Source organism: Bartonella sp. CL434QHHD, assembly GCF_042195145.1.
Lineage (GTDB): Bacteria > Pseudomonadota > Alphaproteobacteria > Rhizobiales > Rhizobiaceae > Bartonella.
On the sequence record NZ_JBHINT010000040.1, the window covers coordinates 1 to 17,616 of the forward strand.

13 protein-coding genes and 1 pseudogene are annotated in these 17,616 nt (G+C 35.2%); 8 read left to right on the forward strand and 6 right to left on the reverse strand.

The window, feature by feature from the left end:
• The first annotated feature begins 2,268 nt into the window (after positions 1-2,268).
• The 3 genes from ACFILN_RS06840 to ACFILN_RS06850 all read left to right on the forward strand — a co-directional run bounded on the left by ACFILN_RS06840 (position 2,269) and on the right by ACFILN_RS06850 (position 4,778).
• Positions 2,269-2,607, forward strand: coding sequence for a P-II family nitrogen regulator (locus tag ACFILN_RS06840; RefSeq protein ID WP_015856528.1), 339 nt, complete (start codon positions 2,269-2,271; stop codon positions 2,605-2,607).
• 59 nt (positions 2,608-2,666) lie between these two features.
• The gene (gene glnA, locus ACFILN_RS06845) at positions 2,667-4,076 is read left to right on the forward strand and encodes a type I glutamate--ammonia ligase (RefSeq protein WP_273791493.1); all 1,410 of its coding nucleotides are present in this window, start codon (positions 2,667-2,669) and stop codon (positions 4,074-4,076) included.
• Between the two features lie 156 nt (positions 4,077-4,232).
• Positions 4,233-4,778 carry a hypothetical protein gene (locus tag ACFILN_RS06850; RefSeq protein ID WP_375621407.1) on the forward strand — a complete coding sequence of 182 codons (546 nt, stop codon included), beginning with the start codon at positions 4,233-4,235 and terminating at the stop codon, positions 4,776-4,778.
• A gap of 34 nt (positions 4,779-4,812) precedes the next feature.
• Here ACFILN_RS06850 and ACFILN_RS06855 read toward each other — a convergent pair whose 3' ends face one another.
• On the reverse strand, positions 4,813-5,595 hold the full coding sequence (locus ACFILN_RS06855; RefSeq protein WP_375671151.1) for an ATP12 family chaperone protein: 783 nt from the start codon (positions 5,593-5,595) through the stop codon (positions 4,813-4,815).
• An 800-nt stretch (positions 5,596-6,395) separates the two neighbouring features.
• Here ACFILN_RS06855 and ACFILN_RS06860 point away from each other — a divergent pair.
• From ACFILN_RS06860 to ACFILN_RS06880, 5 genes are all read left to right on the forward strand, one after another.
• The gene (locus tag ACFILN_RS06860) at positions 6,396-6,713 is read left to right on the forward strand and encodes a hypothetical protein (protein WP_375631307.1); all 318 of its coding nucleotides are present in this window, start codon (positions 6,396-6,398) and stop codon (positions 6,711-6,713) included.
• 71 nt (positions 6,714-6,784) lie between these two features.
• The gene (locus tag ACFILN_RS06865) at positions 6,785-7,540 is read left to right on the forward strand and encodes a hypothetical protein (RefSeq protein ID WP_375671153.1); all 756 of its coding nucleotides are present in this window, start codon (positions 6,785-6,787) and stop codon (positions 7,538-7,540) included.
• Positions 7,519-7,989: a hypothetical protein gene (locus tag ACFILN_RS06870; RefSeq protein WP_375663648.1), complete on the forward strand. Its 471-nt coding sequence runs from the start codon at positions 7,519-7,521 to the stop codon at positions 7,987-7,989. Before ACFILN_RS06865 ends, ACFILN_RS06870 begins: the two co-directional genes overlap by 22 nt.
• Positions 7,986-8,933, forward strand: coding sequence for a DMT family transporter (locus tag ACFILN_RS06875; RefSeq protein WP_375671156.1), 948 nt, complete (start codon positions 7,986-7,988; stop codon positions 8,931-8,933). The genes ACFILN_RS06870 and ACFILN_RS06875 overlap by 4 nt, the downstream gene beginning before the upstream one ends.
• Positions 8,930-10,195, forward strand: a complete 1,266-nt coding sequence (locus ACFILN_RS06880) for an acetyl-CoA carboxylase biotin carboxylase subunit family protein (protein WP_375671158.1) — start codon at positions 8,930-8,932, stop codon at positions 10,193-10,195. The genes ACFILN_RS06875 and ACFILN_RS06880 overlap by 4 nt, the downstream gene beginning before the upstream one ends.
• Before the next feature lie 972 nt (positions 10,196-11,167).
• On the opposite strand, the gene ACFILN_RS06885 is transcribed toward ACFILN_RS06880, so the two are convergent.
• The 5 genes and pseudogenes from ACFILN_RS06885 to ACFILN_RS06905 all read right to left on the reverse strand — a co-directional run.
• Positions 11,168-13,921: an autotransporter outer membrane beta-barrel domain-containing protein gene (locus ACFILN_RS06885; RefSeq protein ID WP_375660580.1), complete on the reverse strand. Its 2,754-nt coding sequence runs from the start codon at positions 13,919-13,921 to the stop codon at positions 11,168-11,170.
• 901 nt (positions 13,922-14,822) lie between these two features.
• Positions 14,823-15,272 (reverse strand): hypothetical protein, encoded by a 450-nt coding sequence (locus ACFILN_RS06890; RefSeq protein WP_375671160.1) that lies wholly within the window; start codon positions 15,270-15,272, stop codon positions 14,823-14,825.
• 162 nt (positions 15,273-15,434) lie between these two features.
• Entirely contained in the window at positions 15,435-15,836 is a 402-nt protein-coding gene (locus ACFILN_RS06895; RefSeq protein ID WP_375631301.1) for a hypothetical protein, read from the reverse strand.
• 363 nt (positions 15,837-16,199) lie between these two features.
• Positions 16,200-16,613 (reverse strand): hypothetical protein, encoded by a 414-nt coding sequence (locus ACFILN_RS06900; RefSeq protein ID WP_273791503.1) that lies wholly within the window; start codon positions 16,611-16,613, stop codon positions 16,200-16,202.
• Between the two features lie 215 nt (positions 16,614-16,828).
• Positions 16,829-17,119 (reverse strand): annotated as a pseudogene (locus ACFILN_RS06905) (hypothetical protein); the annotation flags it as partial.
• Between the last annotated feature and the right edge of the window lie 497 nt (positions 17,120-17,616).

Sequence of the window (17,616 nt, forward strand, 5' to 3'; positions counted from 1 at the left end):
TTATGGTTATAAACGCATATAAAATGCATTGCTATAAACATATCATAAAAGAGAGAGTAAAATAAAAAAAAGCCGTGCCAAGTGATATGACGCGGCTTTCAAATAGCGTTTTTTATTGATTAAAATGAATCATCCACAATGGAGTAATGAATGCATATATACAAAATGTATCATATTGCAAGCGCTCTATTAGAGATATGAAAACTTATCAAAAGGAATGTAAATGTGCGTATGATCTTTAATCACTCATTTGAATGAGAGAGCCTATAAAACGCTTGTTATGGCTATCAAACGTATCAAACAAATCAAAACGCTCGGTAGCTTTAACAATCCAATCAAAAGCAAATTCATATTAAGTGAATGTCTTGTAAAAACGTTCTTTTTACATTTACGAGCGTTAGGTTTCAAAAGCAGCTTTTCATAAGATAAATAAACAAACGCTTTTATAAAGTGTAAGGTTTTTAAGATTTTGCTCTGCTGTGAAATCTAGATCTTCATTTTTCATAAATGAAACGTTCTTAAGAGCAAATGATAACTAAGTTACAACTGTAATAAAAAAAAGTTTTAACGTTTCTTATAAAGATCTCATTTTATGTTTCAAACGTTTAAAGGTTCATTTAAAGAGGTTCTCATAAGCGTATTTGTACTTTTCTTTAAAACCTAATTTCTTTAAATATTAGCCGGTCCATTTTTGGGGGCGTTATCTTAGAATAGAGCATTCTTTAAACATTACAGCTTTTGACTCAAAATTAAGTAAAAACCGATACCTTATGATGTTACAACGATTTTAAATTTTACTTGCTTATCTTGTCTAAATAGCTGCCCCAAATTTGGGGTGACTAAATTCACTCAGCCCATATTTGGGCTCTGTGCTTTAAATGTAACTTTTAAACGTTTTTTTGATAGCTTGCTTTTATTCATTAAAAAGGCTTTTGATTTCATAAGATATAACTTTTTGAATTTCATATCTGTTGTGATGATAGGATCTGTATAATGCCTGCCTATCGTTTTCTAAATTTTTAGAAAGCGTTTTAAATATGATTTTGTCTTTAAATCTTTTTATGCAATTTTATAAATTAAACTTATAAGCTTATAATAGTTTCGCTAAAAATTTAGCGAAATTAAAAAAGTCTATATTACTAACTTCAATGCGATTTTTAAGTGATAAAAACGTATCATAAAATTTATAAACTGTTATGAATGATAACAGCTTTTCATTTCATTTGAATACACACATGCGTTATAATCTTTACATCATGATTTGCTTTTTATGCTCTATTCATACATGGCAATCTTATATCAAAAATGGTCAAATGAATCATGCATAAAAGAATGGATTCTTAAGTGGATTCATATAAAATAATTGCAAACAACATATTGACTTTATTGCGTTTTTTGATATGATATCTTNGAATGGATTCTTAAGTGGATTCATATAAAATAATTGCAAACAACATATTGACTTTATTGCGTTTTTTGATATGATATCTTTTAAGGTTTCAAAGGAATCCGCGGCAATATCTTATAATGAAGATTGCCATTGCTTCACGCTTTTATTCATCGCGTTCCTTAATGGGATCATATTCCTCACGAAGGGACAAAACGCCCCAAACGGAATATATTTGCATTGCCAATTCACACATCTGTTTTAAAGAAACATTTCTCAATGCTCCCAAGCCCATTTCACAACAGCAGCTATGAATGCTATAATGATAAACTCATTTATTGTACACCACCATTTTTACGTTTATGAAGAAGCATAATCAGCAACATCACACTCTTTTCCAATATTTATCTCCCCTACTCCCTAATATTGTAAAGCCTTTAGTTATCGAAAGCTTTCATAAAAAACATTTTATTTCTTTTTTCAAATGTTGTTACCCACACACTCGTACTATTTATGATATATAAAGGTATTGTTTTGATTGATTGACGACAAAAAGATCTAAAATGAGAAAATCCTACGCTATTAGAGTTTCTCATTTAATGTGGAAAATGTCTAATTATCCTTATAAGTAAATGTGTTATCTAAAAAAAAAGAAACAAAACTCTTTTATTGTATAATTTGAATTCTTGTAAAAGAATTGTAAGGTTTTTTCCCAAAAAACAGTATTTGGCTGTATTCTACAAAAGAAACTCTCCTAACAGAGCTTAGAGTGTCATTATTTGCGACTTTTTGTGCACAAAGTATCTGTTGGACATCTTACAGTTGTCAATATAATGTGATGCAGTCTAAAAAGACAAAATAACGTTGGAGATAATTTCAGCATGAAAAAAATTGAAGCCATTATAAAACCTTTCAAACTTGATGAAGTGAAAGAAGCGCTTCAAAAAATTGGGTTACATGGTATTACAGTAACAGAAGCGAAAGGTTTTGGTCGTCAAAGGGAACATACAGAACTTTATCGTGGTACGAAATATGTTGTTGACTTTCTACCTAAAGTAAAGATTGAAATTGTTGTGTCCGATGAAAAACTGGAACAAACTGTTGATGCAATACGTAAAGCAGCTCAAACCAAACATATAGGAGATGGAAAAATATTTGTCTTTTCCATTGATGATGCAATTCGTATAGGCACGGACGAAACCGGTATCGATGCCCTTTAATAAATAACGAGAAAATTCACTTTTTTATCCACCTCAACGCCACATTAAGGAAATTGAATATGACAACCGCATCAGATATTATCAAACAGATTACAGACAACGAAATCCGTTTTGTTGATTTACGTTTTACTGATCCACGAGGAAAATTGCATCACATTACAATGGATATCGCAGAGATCAGCGAAGATACTTTTAGTGATGGTGTCATGTTTGATGGTTCTTCAATTGCTGGTTGGAAAACAATTAATGAATCTGACATGGTTTTAATGCCAGATCCAGAAACAGCACACATTGATCCTTTTTTTGCTCAATCTACTTTGGTCATATTTTGTGATGTACTTGATCCTGTCTCTGGTGAATTTTATCGTAGAGATCCTCGTTCTATCGCCAAAAGGGCTGAGGTTTATATGAAATCTTTAGGCATTGGAGATACAATCAATGTAGGTCCAGAAGCAGAGTTTTTTATCTTTGATGATGTGCGCTATAAAACGGACCCTTACAACACAGGGTTTAAACTCGATTCAAGTGAACTTCCCTCCAATGATGATACGGAATATGAAACAGGAAATCTAGGGCATCGCCCACGAATAAAGGGAGGCTACCTTCCTGTTCCGCCAATTGATTCCTGCCAAGATATGCGTTCTGAAATGCTCACAGCACTCAAGGATATGGGCGTACAGGTCGAAAAACACCATCACGAAGTAGCAGCAGGCCAACATGAATTGGGTATTCGTTTTGATACACTCGTTCGCGAAGCTGACAAGATGCAAATTTTTAAATATGTTGTACATCAAATAGCAAACAGTTATGGGAAAACAGCAACCTTCATGCCAAAACCAGTTTTTGGTGATAACGGCTCTGGAATGCATGTCCACATCTCCATTTGGAAAGATGGCAAACCCATTTTTGCAGGAAATGAATATGCCGGACTATCAGAAACCTGTCTGTTTTTTATCGGTGGTGTTATTAAGCACGCAAAAGCAATCAATGCTTTTACAAACCCATCCACAAACTCCTATAAACGTTTGGTTCCTGGTTATGAAGCTCCTGTTCTTCTTGCCTATTCAGCACGTAATCGTTCTGCATCTTGCCGTATTCCAATGAGCTCCTCACCAAATTCAAAACGCGTAGAAGTTCGTTTTCCAGACCCAACAGCAAATCCCTATTTGGCATTTGCAGCCCTTTTAATGGCTGGTCTTGATGGCATCAAAAACAAAATTCATCCCGGACATGCTATGGATAAAGATCTTTATGATCTTCCCTTAAAAGAACTCAAAGAAATCCCTACCGTTTCAGGAAGTCTACGTGAAGCGCTTGAAGCACTTGACAAAGATCGTGGCTTTCTTAAAGCTGGCGACGTTTTTGATGATGATCAGATTAATTCCTTCATTCAAGTAAAGATGCAAGAAGTCTTGCGCTACGAAACAACACCTCATCCTGTTGAATTTGATATGTACTATTCTGTTTAAACAATCAATACGCATTCTTTTGATTTTGAAAATGGAGGCAAAAGCCTCCATTTTTGTGGATATTCTTCTCATGCAAAAGCGCAAGAGGCTTTTTGCTCATCCGCTTTTCCTTTATAATGTGTTGAATCTCTTCAAATGAATTAACAAAGGTTTCTAATGCCGCGAATTTGTTTTCTCGTTCCCGTTCTTTTATGCATTGTCTTTATCACATCAACAACTAAAGCACATACAATAACCAACCAAAAACTTACAACTCTTGAGAAAGCAACATCTGCTTATAGTAAAGCACTTAAAAATGCCGATGCAAATGCCATCTTAAATGCTATTCCTCCCCAAGTCATCAACCGCTTAACCGCCAAAAAAAATCTTAATCAATCACAATTTCTACAAATCATGAAAAGCCAAATAGAACGGTTGGCAGAAAGTTACAAGATTGAAACGATCAACATTGATCAAAAACAAAAACGTGAAGGTACCCTTGATAATGGTACCCCTTATTTTGTTATACCCGTGGAGCTTGTAACCACAACAAATGCTGGAAAAAAATGCTCTATTCAAACTGAAATTATTGCCCTACTTCACGATAACCAATGGTATTTTATCCGTGGTAATGACGAAGCGCTCTTAACCATAACCAATGAACTATTTCCTGGACTTGATAAAGTAAAAACCAATCCTCAAAAAGTCACAAAAATACTCTGAGCCAAAAGAATGCACGTAAATAAAAGATTTTCCCCTATAAACAAGTTGTAACAATTGTAGCAGCAGCCTTAAATTCAACTTTTTTATGAGCACGACGTACCATTGTTTCTTTATCTATTCCCCATTGTTCCATCATCCAATCTTCATCTAAATGGGCAATAGACCAAGCATGATCAGCATCAATGTTTCCCGCAGCAACAGCAAGAGCAATGAGAGCAGATCCCGTTAAGGTTGTCATCATATGAAGTGCAGCAAGCATATAAGCAGACTCAACGCTACGTAAATAATGACTCACAGCTTGAAGTGCTTCTGGTGATTGTTCCACATGCATCAGCCCTTCTGTCAAATAAAACCTTGCACCCAGTTTTTTTTCTGCCCAATCTAATAAAGGATCCCATTGCTCAGATTGTTTTTGCACCAACTCTTTAGGTGTCTGTGCACGATAAAAGATCATATCACATGCAACGAAACGCAATAAATCTTCAAAAACCACCTGCATATCATCAGCGATACCATCAATAACAGTATTAACCAAACGCGTCATCGGCATTTTTGCAGGATCAACAACGTGCTTTTGGTTCTCAAATTCCTGAGCAACATATTCAGCAAACACTTCTGTTGGCACATGAAAATGACGCCTTGCGGGCGTTTTTACGGGACGTTCATCCAACAAAATCGTAAAGCCGACCTCCTCACAAGCGATCTTCACTTGCTTATAAAACCGTTTTGGGTGTGATTGGCATGAAAGATTTTGAATCTTTTGAACAGAACTCTTCTTATTCAATGGTATATCAAAACGATCCAAAATCCCACGCATATTTGTTTACCTCTGATCTTTTCAAAAAAACGACTGTTTTTTTAGGTTCTATAGCTTCAATAAGGTTTAATCTGACCTTCTTAACGATTCCAAAGAAGAAAAAATCTAGCCAATCCCACTCTAATTTAAGAGTTATATTTCATGTTTCTTTTTACAAACAAGACAATGATGATTGCTTTTTATATATTCAATACAATCATAATAGTAAAACAATTTTTAAAAGTATGATCTTAATTAAGAAATTAAATATATTGAGTTTTATAGCAAAGATGTTCACGCCTTACCAATTTGCTTATTATTCACCTACAATAGTATTATCAATATGAATAGATTCAAAAACGCTGATCATCCAAAAAATGATAGAGCAGTACGGTTTACGTATCATTCACCTTCGCTTAACCATTCCAATAATTCTCTAACATATCCAATAAATACCCTGCATAGAATTTTTCCTGCTCAATCACTCCCCTAAACGACGATGTTTTACGGCATGATAGAATAATGAACAAACAAAATTATATCGTAAATTTTATTTCACATATACATGATTTTATAAAGCACTAAATTACTTAACGCATTGTGCTTGATATACTCTATCATATTACACTAATTTAAATTTAGTCGCATAATTAAAAGAATAGAGATCATGTAATCTGAAAATAATGCCTTTACACTTGTCCCTGCAGATACTAACTGTGCAACTACAGAATAATGGTGGCTTAACAATCACAATAAAAATATTTTGTCCACTGACTCGAGATCCCGTATTATCTTATACGCAACTCTTGAAGAAGCATTTAATGAACTTGCTCAAAAAAAAAGATAGGTATCTTCTAAGCCGTGCTGCTTACCCTGATTTACATACACTCATATTTACCCGTTTAGGTGATATGCAATTATTTGACAGCTTTATCATGCCTACTCACTCTATGGTTTTAGCTAAACGCAATAACATTGATGAAATTAAAACCGTAGCGACTCATCCTGCCCCACAATCTCTGGTAGCTCATCAATATGACAAAGTATTTGCCAACAGCAATGCTGATGCAGCCGTTCTTTGTAAGGCTGAAAAAGCAAGATTCTTGTATCACAACATCGGTTGCGGCAAATCGCTATAGGCTGAATATTGTTGAAAATTTTGGACAAGTGCCAATGGCCTTTTTGCTCCACTCGCTAAAGTCAACTAATCATGAAAAAATCTGAAGCGCTTCTTTCCATTGTTAACTTGGTTGACAAATTCCGTATGCGCCAAGAACGAGATGGGAGCATTAAAGAACCAACTTCAGCAGATAATAATATGATCAATGAATTGATCACTCTGCTGAACCACCATGCCAATATTCTTGACGGATTATCTCCAAAACTTTTAGCGACCATTTCTGATGATCTTCATCAGTGGATAATCAGCGGTTTAACGACCCCTCCTAAATTTGATAACACTTTGGCTGCTTTCAAAGCCCCATTACCAGATGCTCCCTTGTTTTTCTTGGCTCCAATGCGTGCAACAAATGGACCTGATCCAGAAGGATTCCGGCTGGAATTAGTTACAGGATATCGTCATGAAACGGCCTATCTTGCTGACGCCTCAAAATATACAAATAATTATGTATCACCTTTTCAATGTATAAAAATGGGAATAGCATCAAGAAGTTTTTTAGAAGGCAATTGCATTGTTCTATTCCCAGAATCTGTAGCGGCTGCTCAAAAAAAACAAAGCAAGCATTTGCTTTGTTTTTTTTCAGTAAATTCTTTGATATTTACAACAAGCAGACAATTGTGGAAGCTGAACGTTTACTCGGTCGAGATAGTAAATTCCTGTTCGGTCAATTGCATAGTCGTAACTTATCTAAAGAAGACATTTTCGATGCTTGCTGTTTGTGGGGCTATTATCATGACTATGCACATCATACCGGACCGCGGCCATTGGATAAAAATCTGTATATAAAATTAAATTGGTTTACAGGTCTTCTAGAAGAAACTAAAGTTGATTTAATTACAGTGCGTATTATGCTACAAAATCATCCAAAATTTTGGAAAGAAATAACTGAATTTATCCTATTAGAACGCATATTTCGTTATCCAAAAGATTCTGATCAGCATATGACATTCGATGCTGGTACAGGGATCTTGCTTTTTGAAATATTGATGCGGAACAAAGCATTGATTGAAACAAATCAAGGTTATCTTCAATTTGATTTGGAGCGTCTTGAAAAAGTAATAATATTGATGATAGCAGATATAGAAGCACTTGAAGCATTAGATGATGACGCTTATTTGGCAGGAGCTAAAGATTATATCCAAAATAATCTTGGAAAACCACAGACCTCAAAGTCACGATTTAATTTTTCAACATCATCTTATGCACAGCGAGTGATTAGAGGATTAAATCATTGAGTTTTATAAAAGGACGATTATTATTATTTACTTTTGCCATTCTAGCATTGTTTTCCATAAGTTGGTTATTATCTAAGAATTTGGTTAGCAATATACCCGTCATGCATGCGGTTGGACTTAGGTTGTTTGCCACCGCTGCCACCTTATGGCTGATTGCAATATTTCGTGAGAAAGCTGTTTTCAGATCCCTACCATTGCTTTCCATGATACCTTCTTTTTTAATTCTCTCAGTGTTAGGATTCTCGCTGTATTTTGTATGCAGCTTTGGTGCATTAAAATCACTCAAAGCCAGTGATTTAACTATGGTTCTCGCTACTATTCCAGGGATTACTTATATATTAGGTGCATTGACAAATGTCCTTAAATTCTCATGGCTGAAGTTTAGCGGAGTGATAATTGTCAGTGTAGCAGCTATAGCATTTAATATAAACAGTGGAGAAGGTGGATATTATAACCTAATAGGAATAGCTCTTGCTTTAACAGCAGCACTTTCTTACTCTGCTTATGGCTTATTGTCTAAACGTTATCTTAAAAATTTACCTTTGCTCACCTCACTGGCTTGGATCACGACAATTTCTGCAGCATCATTTATGCCATTATTTATTTTTGATCCTGCCCCACTCTTATATCTTAAGTTAGAAGATATATTTAAAATATTGATTTTAGGAACTGTTTGCTCGGCACCAGTTTACGTATTATACCAAAAAGTTTTAGCCGAAGGAGGCGTATTATACGCCAACACTATCGGCGTATTATCCCCTTTTGCAGTGGTTGCATGTGAATGGATAATCGGCTCGAGCCCTTCTCTCAATATGATCAAAATAATTGCTATGATTGTAGTTGTTATAGGGATGACACTCTTATTTATAGATGCATCAAAGGTATCTACATGGCAACAGAAACGTCGTGCCCAAAATTCCAAATTTAATGAGGAAACAAAATGAAAAAACTTGCGTTAATTTGCCAGCGCAATGCAAAATTACCATTTATATTTGAAGCAGCACAAGCAGCTAATATCGAATTAATAATGATCTATGATACCGCTGAAAGCGCTCCCTCTCAACACCCCGCAGCAGTAACTTCAACTTGGCAACTTCCTGTTTTTGATAACCCAGAGGCAGCTTTAGACACTTTTGCAACAGGAGCAAAAGAACGCAATATTTCTGGGGTTATAACCCTTCGCGAAGAAGCCATTCTATGGACAGCTTTGGCTGCAAAAAAAATCAACACTCCAAGTATTGAACCAGAAGTAGCAGCATTAACCAGAAATAAATATCTCATGCGTCAAGCTTTTGCTAACGCAGGCTTAAGAACACCAGGATTCTTTTATATAGATAATCCAGAAAACCTATCACAAACACAAGCCTTAGACTATCCGCTCGTTATTAAACCCGTCTCTGGATGGGCAAGTACAGGCGTAATGTTAGCTAAAAATCCCGTTGAACTTTCTAATCTCATTAAAGCCGTATGGAATGTTCAGCATAAAGATATGGCACGTTTTAATGATAAAAGTAAACCTGTAGGTTTAATCGTAGAACAGTATTTGCCAGGAAAAGAGTTTGTCGTAGAATGCTTTGTTGATACAGCAGGTGTACACGTTCTGGCCGTTGGAGACAAGGGACAGCCTGAGGGACCATGGTTTGAAGAAACAATTTATCGTCAACGCTGTGATATAGATGATCCTTTAATTATTGCTTTATGTGAGGCTGCATGCTCTGGAGTTAAAGCTCTTGGTATAAATATGGGGGCTGCCCATGTAGAGCTACGCCTAGATGCTAATAATTTACCTTATGTCATTGAGATAGGCGCTCGTATAGGTGGTTCGGGTGTCTCCCATTTTATTGTTGAGCAAGGTACAGGGATTTCATTTGCAAAACTATGTATGAATGCCGCTTTAGCTGAACAAACCCCAGACCTTCCCGATATACTCCCAGCTGAAAAAGTGGCAGCAAATTACATTATTCCTCTTCGTGGTCATGGACGGTTTTCTGGATTTTTAGGTCTAGATAAGGTTGCACAGCATCCTCAAACCGCCAGAACTATCATTTTCTTTGAAACCAATCATCTTTCACCACCTCCACCAGCATTTGGTGGATATCCTGGTTTTATTTTCTCTGTTCATAACTCAAACGAAGAAGCACGCAATTATCATAAATGGCTCGATGATACCTTAAGCATCATATGGAAACACCATGTTTATCAATAGTCCGATAAAGATATTTTTACTGCCCCTGAACTTTAATATAAATCTTATCGATACAAACGAACTCACAATGCGAATGCGATTGCCTAAAACTTTGCAAACATCTTCCATTAAAGGTGCATATTTCAAAAAACAGGAATTGAGGAAGATATAATCTACTTTTACACTCCATTTTAATAAAAGCTCTTCAATGTTTCTATATTTGAAACAATAATAAAAACTTCTAAACGACTTTTTTGATACGATCAACCTCTTCTCCCCACGTCTTAAAAGAAGAAAAAAAGATCTTACCTCCCCCACTTTGATTTAAAACTTATATTTCATATCTATTTAACAAAGAAGACATGATCTTGTTCATATATTCAATACAGCCATTAGAACAATTTTTTTAAAGGATTTATCTTTATTAAGAACTGAAAATATTGAATTTGATGTTAAAAGTGTTCAAGCTTTACCACTTTTCTCATTATCCACCTACAATAATGCGATCGATACGAACAGCTTCAAAAACGCTTTTTGCAAAATTTTAAAGCATAAAAATACGCATCATCCACGAAACGATCGAGCTGTATATTGTACATATCTCCTCCTTTGCTTAACAGCAAAAGCTTTTAATCAACAGTCAATATCTCCCTGCCTTTCATGATTGATATCAGCGACCTCAAACGCCAGTACTTTACAGCATGATCGGATAATAAGGCTACTATTTTAAAAAGCTGATGACAAACACATCCCCAATATTTATAGTCAAAATAACACAAATAGATTCACAGTCCCATTATCAATTTTTTTGAAGCATTTAAGCTCCCCTATCAACCAGATAAAAAAATAAATCAACGTGATCCTTCCATACTTATTAAAACACATGATAGCATTATTAAAAGAAGCAATTAAAATTCTGCACCATCAATGGTTTAAATCCCGACAATAAAATAAAACTTTAAAAATTACATTTATTATTTTTAAAAAGATTTATTAAAAATGATAGCGCAAACCACCAGAGAAATGAACTCCAGAAAAACCAGCCTTGGTTAACCTATGCTGATAGCTAAGATCACTGTGAAGTGTAACTTTAGAAGAGAACTGCGCATTGATACCCAAACCTGTTTCTAAGGAAGACCCGAAAGAACCCAACTGGAAAACATCTTTAAAATGAACAAATTGTTCTTTATCAAAACAATGAGCAAGATGAATAGTGCTATAAAAAGAAATGATACGATCCTTTTCAGAGGCTGTAAATGTTTTACTTAAACGCCCACCAACACGCATAAACCATTGATCTATTTTTTTCATCTCAACATCAAATCCGTCAATATCAAGAAACTTATCAAATTGAAGATGTTGATAAATAAGCTGAAATTGCGGATCAAAAATAAGACCTTCACGTCCTATCATAGACACTTTACCAGCAGAAAAAGAAACGTTGAGAGGTTTTGCTTTTAATGTCGCCGTCTTACCCCAAACACGGCTATGCACATCCCCTTTAAACAAGCCATAAGATAAAAGACCGTCTACGTAAAAATCAGTGTAATGTTTCACACTAGCATATGCCGTAAATGACCATTTATTAAATGTACTCTTTTGACTTTGTTCCACATTATGAGGTTGTAAGGAAAGTTTTCCATAGGTTCCCATAATCCCAAAAGATGTCGTATTATGTGCACTCTCTACCGTTTTAAGCAAAAGATCTGTTTCTATAGCGTTATAATCAACATGTCCATCGTACCCATATTTAAGTGTAGAAAGATCTGAGACATAACGATAACGTCCACCATAACTCTGAACAGATAAAGCAAAATTCCCTTCAACTTTTAATAATTTACGAGGCATAGACCGCCTAACTTGCAACTGCTTTTGTTGATGACTAATATCCATGAGCCCAACATGAAACAAAGCATTTGGTACCAGAAGGTAAGTGGGAACCTGTGGAACAACCTCCCTGATCTTTAACTCAGAAGGGGGAATAGCAGACACCTCTAAAGCAGGCTGAATATATTTACTTTCAAGGCGGAAATCCCAAAAATCTCCATCTCCTTCAACCAATCTTTGAGAAGTTTGTGCATTTCCAAGAGCAGAAGCTGGACCATAAGCATGAAGATAATATTGGTAAGGCAAACCCTCTAATGCGATATAAGCACGATTTAACTGAAAAGAATCCTCTGCCGCTTTTCCAGAAACCTGAATAAGTGAAATACTATGAGCATTTTCACCGGTTGCTATCTCACCCTGATTTCCTGAAACAAATTGCACATAAACTGTCGTTTTTCCAGAAACATCACCATGTATCAAAAGCCGATCAGTTTTTTTATTATCGAGCAAACCATCACTACTGAGATGTGTATTGAGATAAATATCTGCCCTATCTTGCGCACTATAAACTTCTTTTTCTCCCTTCCCAATATAAAGTGTCTGATACTCCTGAAACATTGGAATCTCAAAAGCAATAAAACTATCAGAAACTTTCACAAATGAAATAGACGAACTTGTACGGTTTGCAACTTGCAAATCTATCCCTTTTCTTTTTGTCAAAAACCATTTTGATCCCCCTGTTAAATAAAGTTCAGCAATAGAATCATCGGCAACACGAGTCCCTCCTATCAATGAAGAGGAATCAGCCAAAATCGCTACAGTCCCCCCCTTTTCAGCTGTTAATAATAAATCACCAAAAATTTTTGTACCTTCTGTTACTCCAATATAACTACGACTTTTATTACTATGAATAGCTGTTCCGTCTGGAACCTCAAAAATTGTCCTTTTCAAAAAGACAAGTCCCTGTTCATACGCATCATTTTCCCCATCCCTCTCAAAATACATACCATGTTTGTTACCGATTGCTTTAATTGTTGAATCTTCAATATTAACCCGTGAAATTAAAATATTTCCTTCCCTGCCATTATTGGATGGTGTGTTAGAATCTTGTCCAACTGTTAAAACATGAACATCCGTAGAAATAATATTCGTATTTTTTACATAAACAGAACCATGATGTTTTACATTGAAAACTGTATGTGTAATTTTTTCATTTGTATTTTCTTTGTCTTCTGTTTTTTGATATTTTGAAGCAATGGTAACACCATCTAAAGTCGCACTACCCCCTCTCCCCACATAAAGCGCAGCAGCATCATTCACATCAATAAATCCACTTTTCATCTGAATACTCGCATCAGCCCTAACGAAAAGAGCACTCTCTTGACCGATACCCAAACCTTCCACTTTAATTTCTGTATCCGTTAACGTAACAGATGCTCCTAGATTCTCTGCATAAGCAGCAATCTGAGAAGCCTCAATTGTTCCACGATTAACCTCAATCATTCCACTATCAGCTTTAAGACCTATTGATACATTTTTAAAAGCTGAATCGCTCAAAACAATTTTGCCCCCTTGTGATACCAAAACACCATAAATATCTTCTATACCTGCAGTAGCTTCAACCTCTACACGCATTGCCTGAATAACTGTATTTGGCTCCTGCACTACTATAGCAGCAGGTAACATGAGAGACCGCCCCTCCCCATTCTTTTCTTTAACAGGTGCCGTGAATTTATATACTTTATCACTAATTGTATGCTTTGAACCATCACTGCATTCATAAGGTAATTTGTTTTTGTCACATGACAGTGATGTATATGAATGAGAATGTGCCTCAATATTTATATTTAACAAAAAAGAAAAAATAGCTGCTGTAAAAACGCACGAATACAAGTGATTGTTAGATACCTTGACTATCATTGTTTTTCAAAACTTTCTTTTTTCAACAAAAAAAAATGCTGGCAAAAAAATAAACCACAAATTAAACACAACAAGAATGAAACAAACAAAATTATTTTATTTTTTATGATAAATTACAGCATTAAATAATATGTTTTGTGTCTTATGTAAAGAAAGAACAAAAAGTTTAAAAATACCATTTAAGATGACAATCCCTTTAAAGAAGGCATCTCAAAAACCGCTGAAAACTGCAATTACAAAGTGCCGAAACACCAATCTTTAAAAAAACGTGAAAAAATGCGAACTTTGAAGAGATACAATATTCAATTTATCTCACCACCGAAAAATTAAAATACAACAAAATGAGAATAACTTTTAAGATTAAACGATTAAAACGTTTTAATAAAACACAGCACAAATAAGATACAGTATACGCAATCTATAACCGCATTATTCCTTCAACCACAACAAAAAAACAAGAAATTGCACACTAATGTATAAGCTAATCTACATAATTTCTATATTAGAAATGCTAAACATCTAACAAAAAAATTTGAATTAATAAATGTAATATTTTAGATCTTTTGATAAAATCTAAATACAGTAAAACACTCACCATTCTGAAATTAAAAAACACCAAAATAAAATTTCATCAAAATCAGCTCTATGAAAGCTATCTGTTGATTATCGTTAAAGCAGATATTTTAGCAAAGCTATTATTTTCCATTCTTTATATTGAATAAATTTCTCTAAACAACAACTCACTATCCACCGCTATCATCATCTGACAACAACATTATTGCTAATCTCGTAGCTGATGAATATAACTACATTGGAGACAAAAGACCGATATTTCTCTCTTCTCCCGTTTAATATTTTTATTCAATTATTGCTTTAAAAATCAACGTTCTACTATTGGCGATCACTTGTGCAAAGCTTTTTTTATTTTCTGGCGCTTTTTATCATTTTCAAAACGTAACATCAAATCTCGCTCTTGTTTTGTCGAATTGGTTACACCAAAAGTATCATTGTCCATAGCCTGCTGATACCCTGCTACCATTAAATTGACTAAAAATGAATCACTTCGCGGCGCTGATGAAAAATAGATTCCCTTTGAATCTTGTAATTTGTACCGATAACCTGCTTTAGTCATGCACTCATAAACTGCTGCAAAATCACTTGCACGCGAATCCATATTTTCAGAAGAAGCGTAGATTGGTTTCCAACCACATTTTGACAGTGCTTGTTGGACCATAGACTTATTGACACCGGGCTTTTCCCATAATTCTAATGTCGATGGGGGAGGTTTGCTAATACACCCAGCAGTGCTTAATAAAATTATAGCACTCAATAATTTCAATGTTTTTTTCATTCCCCCTCCTTCAATATTTACGATAGAAAGACTGATAAGTCTTCTAATATTTGCTCACACGCAAGATGACTCTTGTTAGCATATAGATATTGAAGAAACAATCCCACCCACCCCATGCAAAAACAAGAATGTAAGGATTTTTGATTACAGCAGCCTCAATACTTAAGGTTGACATTCAGGTTGTTCTTTATGCTCTTTACAATGAGGACTATTCAAACGCCTCTCTACACTTCGCTGAGGAATAACTGCATCAGGTTGACAAATTGGAAGATTTTCATATTTCTCACACCACTTCATTCTTCCCAATTTATCTTGAAAACCTGCTTGGATCATACATGCATTCACAGACTCCTCTGCATTGAATTTTTCATCCATACTTATTTCTGTATCAAGACGACCATCAAGATGCTGTATTCCACATTCTAACAGGGCTTTTTTTATCTCAAGCTGATCTGCACCGGATTTTTCCCATGCATCTACAGCTGTTCGAGAAGGCTGCTCTGGGTAACATCCTGCCATAACAAATAAGGTTATCCCGCTTAATAATTTTAAAATCTGCTTCATTTTCCTATCCTTGAGTAATTTTGATATTACGAAACAATCTATAAATTATTATACATGCTGTTTTTTATTTCCAAAACAATGATGAACATTATCAGCCTATATTATTTTTATCTTTCCGAAGATTATGCCATAATTATTATAGCAAAAATACGGTAAAATTATTACTAAAACCATATTCTATCAACGATATGCTTATAATTATTATCAATATTTTGATTACAACCAAAATAGATATTTTATATCATTGCGCCAACAGTTGTTGTCCTCATAAATAATTAGCATTGACATGCTGAATTAAGCCATCCCCGTACGGGCATGAGAAGCATGAAGGTAGGGATTGTTGATCATCACAAACAGCAAAACTTAAGGTTTGCATTCAGGTGCATTTTTATACTGTTTACAATAAGGGCTGTTCAAGCGCTTCTTGACACTGGGCCTAGGGATCACAGCGCCTGGACGACAAATGGGAAGGTTTTCGGCTCTAAAAGTATAACATGGCCCACCCGCTCTTGCTACTTCTTCATCTTTATAGCGAAAACCTGATTGAAGCATGCAAGCATAAATTGTTGCTTTTGCATTGATGCTCTGCTTTCTATTTTCTGGATCAACATCATAAGGTGTTGGCATGCCACATTCTAACAGGGCTTTTCCTATCTCAGTAAAATCTGCTCTTGGCTTTTCCCACGCACTCAAATACCCTCCAGGAGTTTTATTAAACTGACATCCGGCTATACTCAATAGAGTTATCGCACTTAATAATTTTAGAGTTTGTTTCATTTTTTACTCCATGATTTAATTCAAGGCTTTTGTTCTAGATGAGATGTGCCATAAAAACTTTTGGCATTTATAACCCACATCTCCAAGACAGGTATGGGAGCTTATGGGATTTGTAGCCACTCTCAACCATTCTATCAAAACGTTACTGCCAGCAGGGAGTGTCCCGTAGGTATAGCCATTACCGCCAATCCATCGGCTTACAAAGTCATATCTATGCCCATCAAAAAACCTGTTTCATGCGTCTGTGAATGGCTGCTATGATGGTCTGTCATGCCAACAATCGTCATACTTTCTCCCATTACATTGATATCTTGACCGGAAATCAGATGAGAAGCAGAAATCTTGGCTTCTCCTTGTGCGTCTAACACGATGTTGCCCGTCGCCCCAAGGATAGAGGAGACCGTTGTGGTATGCGATTAAGAACTATCGGACGATTTCTCATGCAAAAAGCCACTTGATGACGATTGTTTTTGCTGATCGTAGTGTTCTTGAGCACCTTTTATGGTAGTATTGAATAATTTTGCACCGCAATACAGTTGCGGAGTGCATTTTGTCCGCCTCCACTTGTGATAAAAATTACTCTCGTATCAATATTATAAAAAATAAGTTTGATCCTTGCTATTGTGAGCGCAATAACAATAAGAGTCGTAACACTGTCACACGTTCATTGTTCTCTTTAATTTACTCTTCTATGAGATTTTATTGTGATACCTTGCTGCTCTTTATTAAAGTTTTTGCAAATACAATCATACAATGCCTCTAATGACTTTGTTATCCACTATTTTCTACCAACGCCAATCCTCTTTGAGAAAAAATACATAAAGAACTTTATCTTCGATTCTAAAAGCAATAGTAGTTTTCTAAACAACAAAATTTAAACAACCAATTTTTTAAAGAGCTTAAAGAACAATTCTTACAATAACTTCTCTTGTGGAACAGAACTTCATTAATACGTTTAGAAAAAGATATCTGCCTATAATCTTGTATCTGGTAAAATCTATTT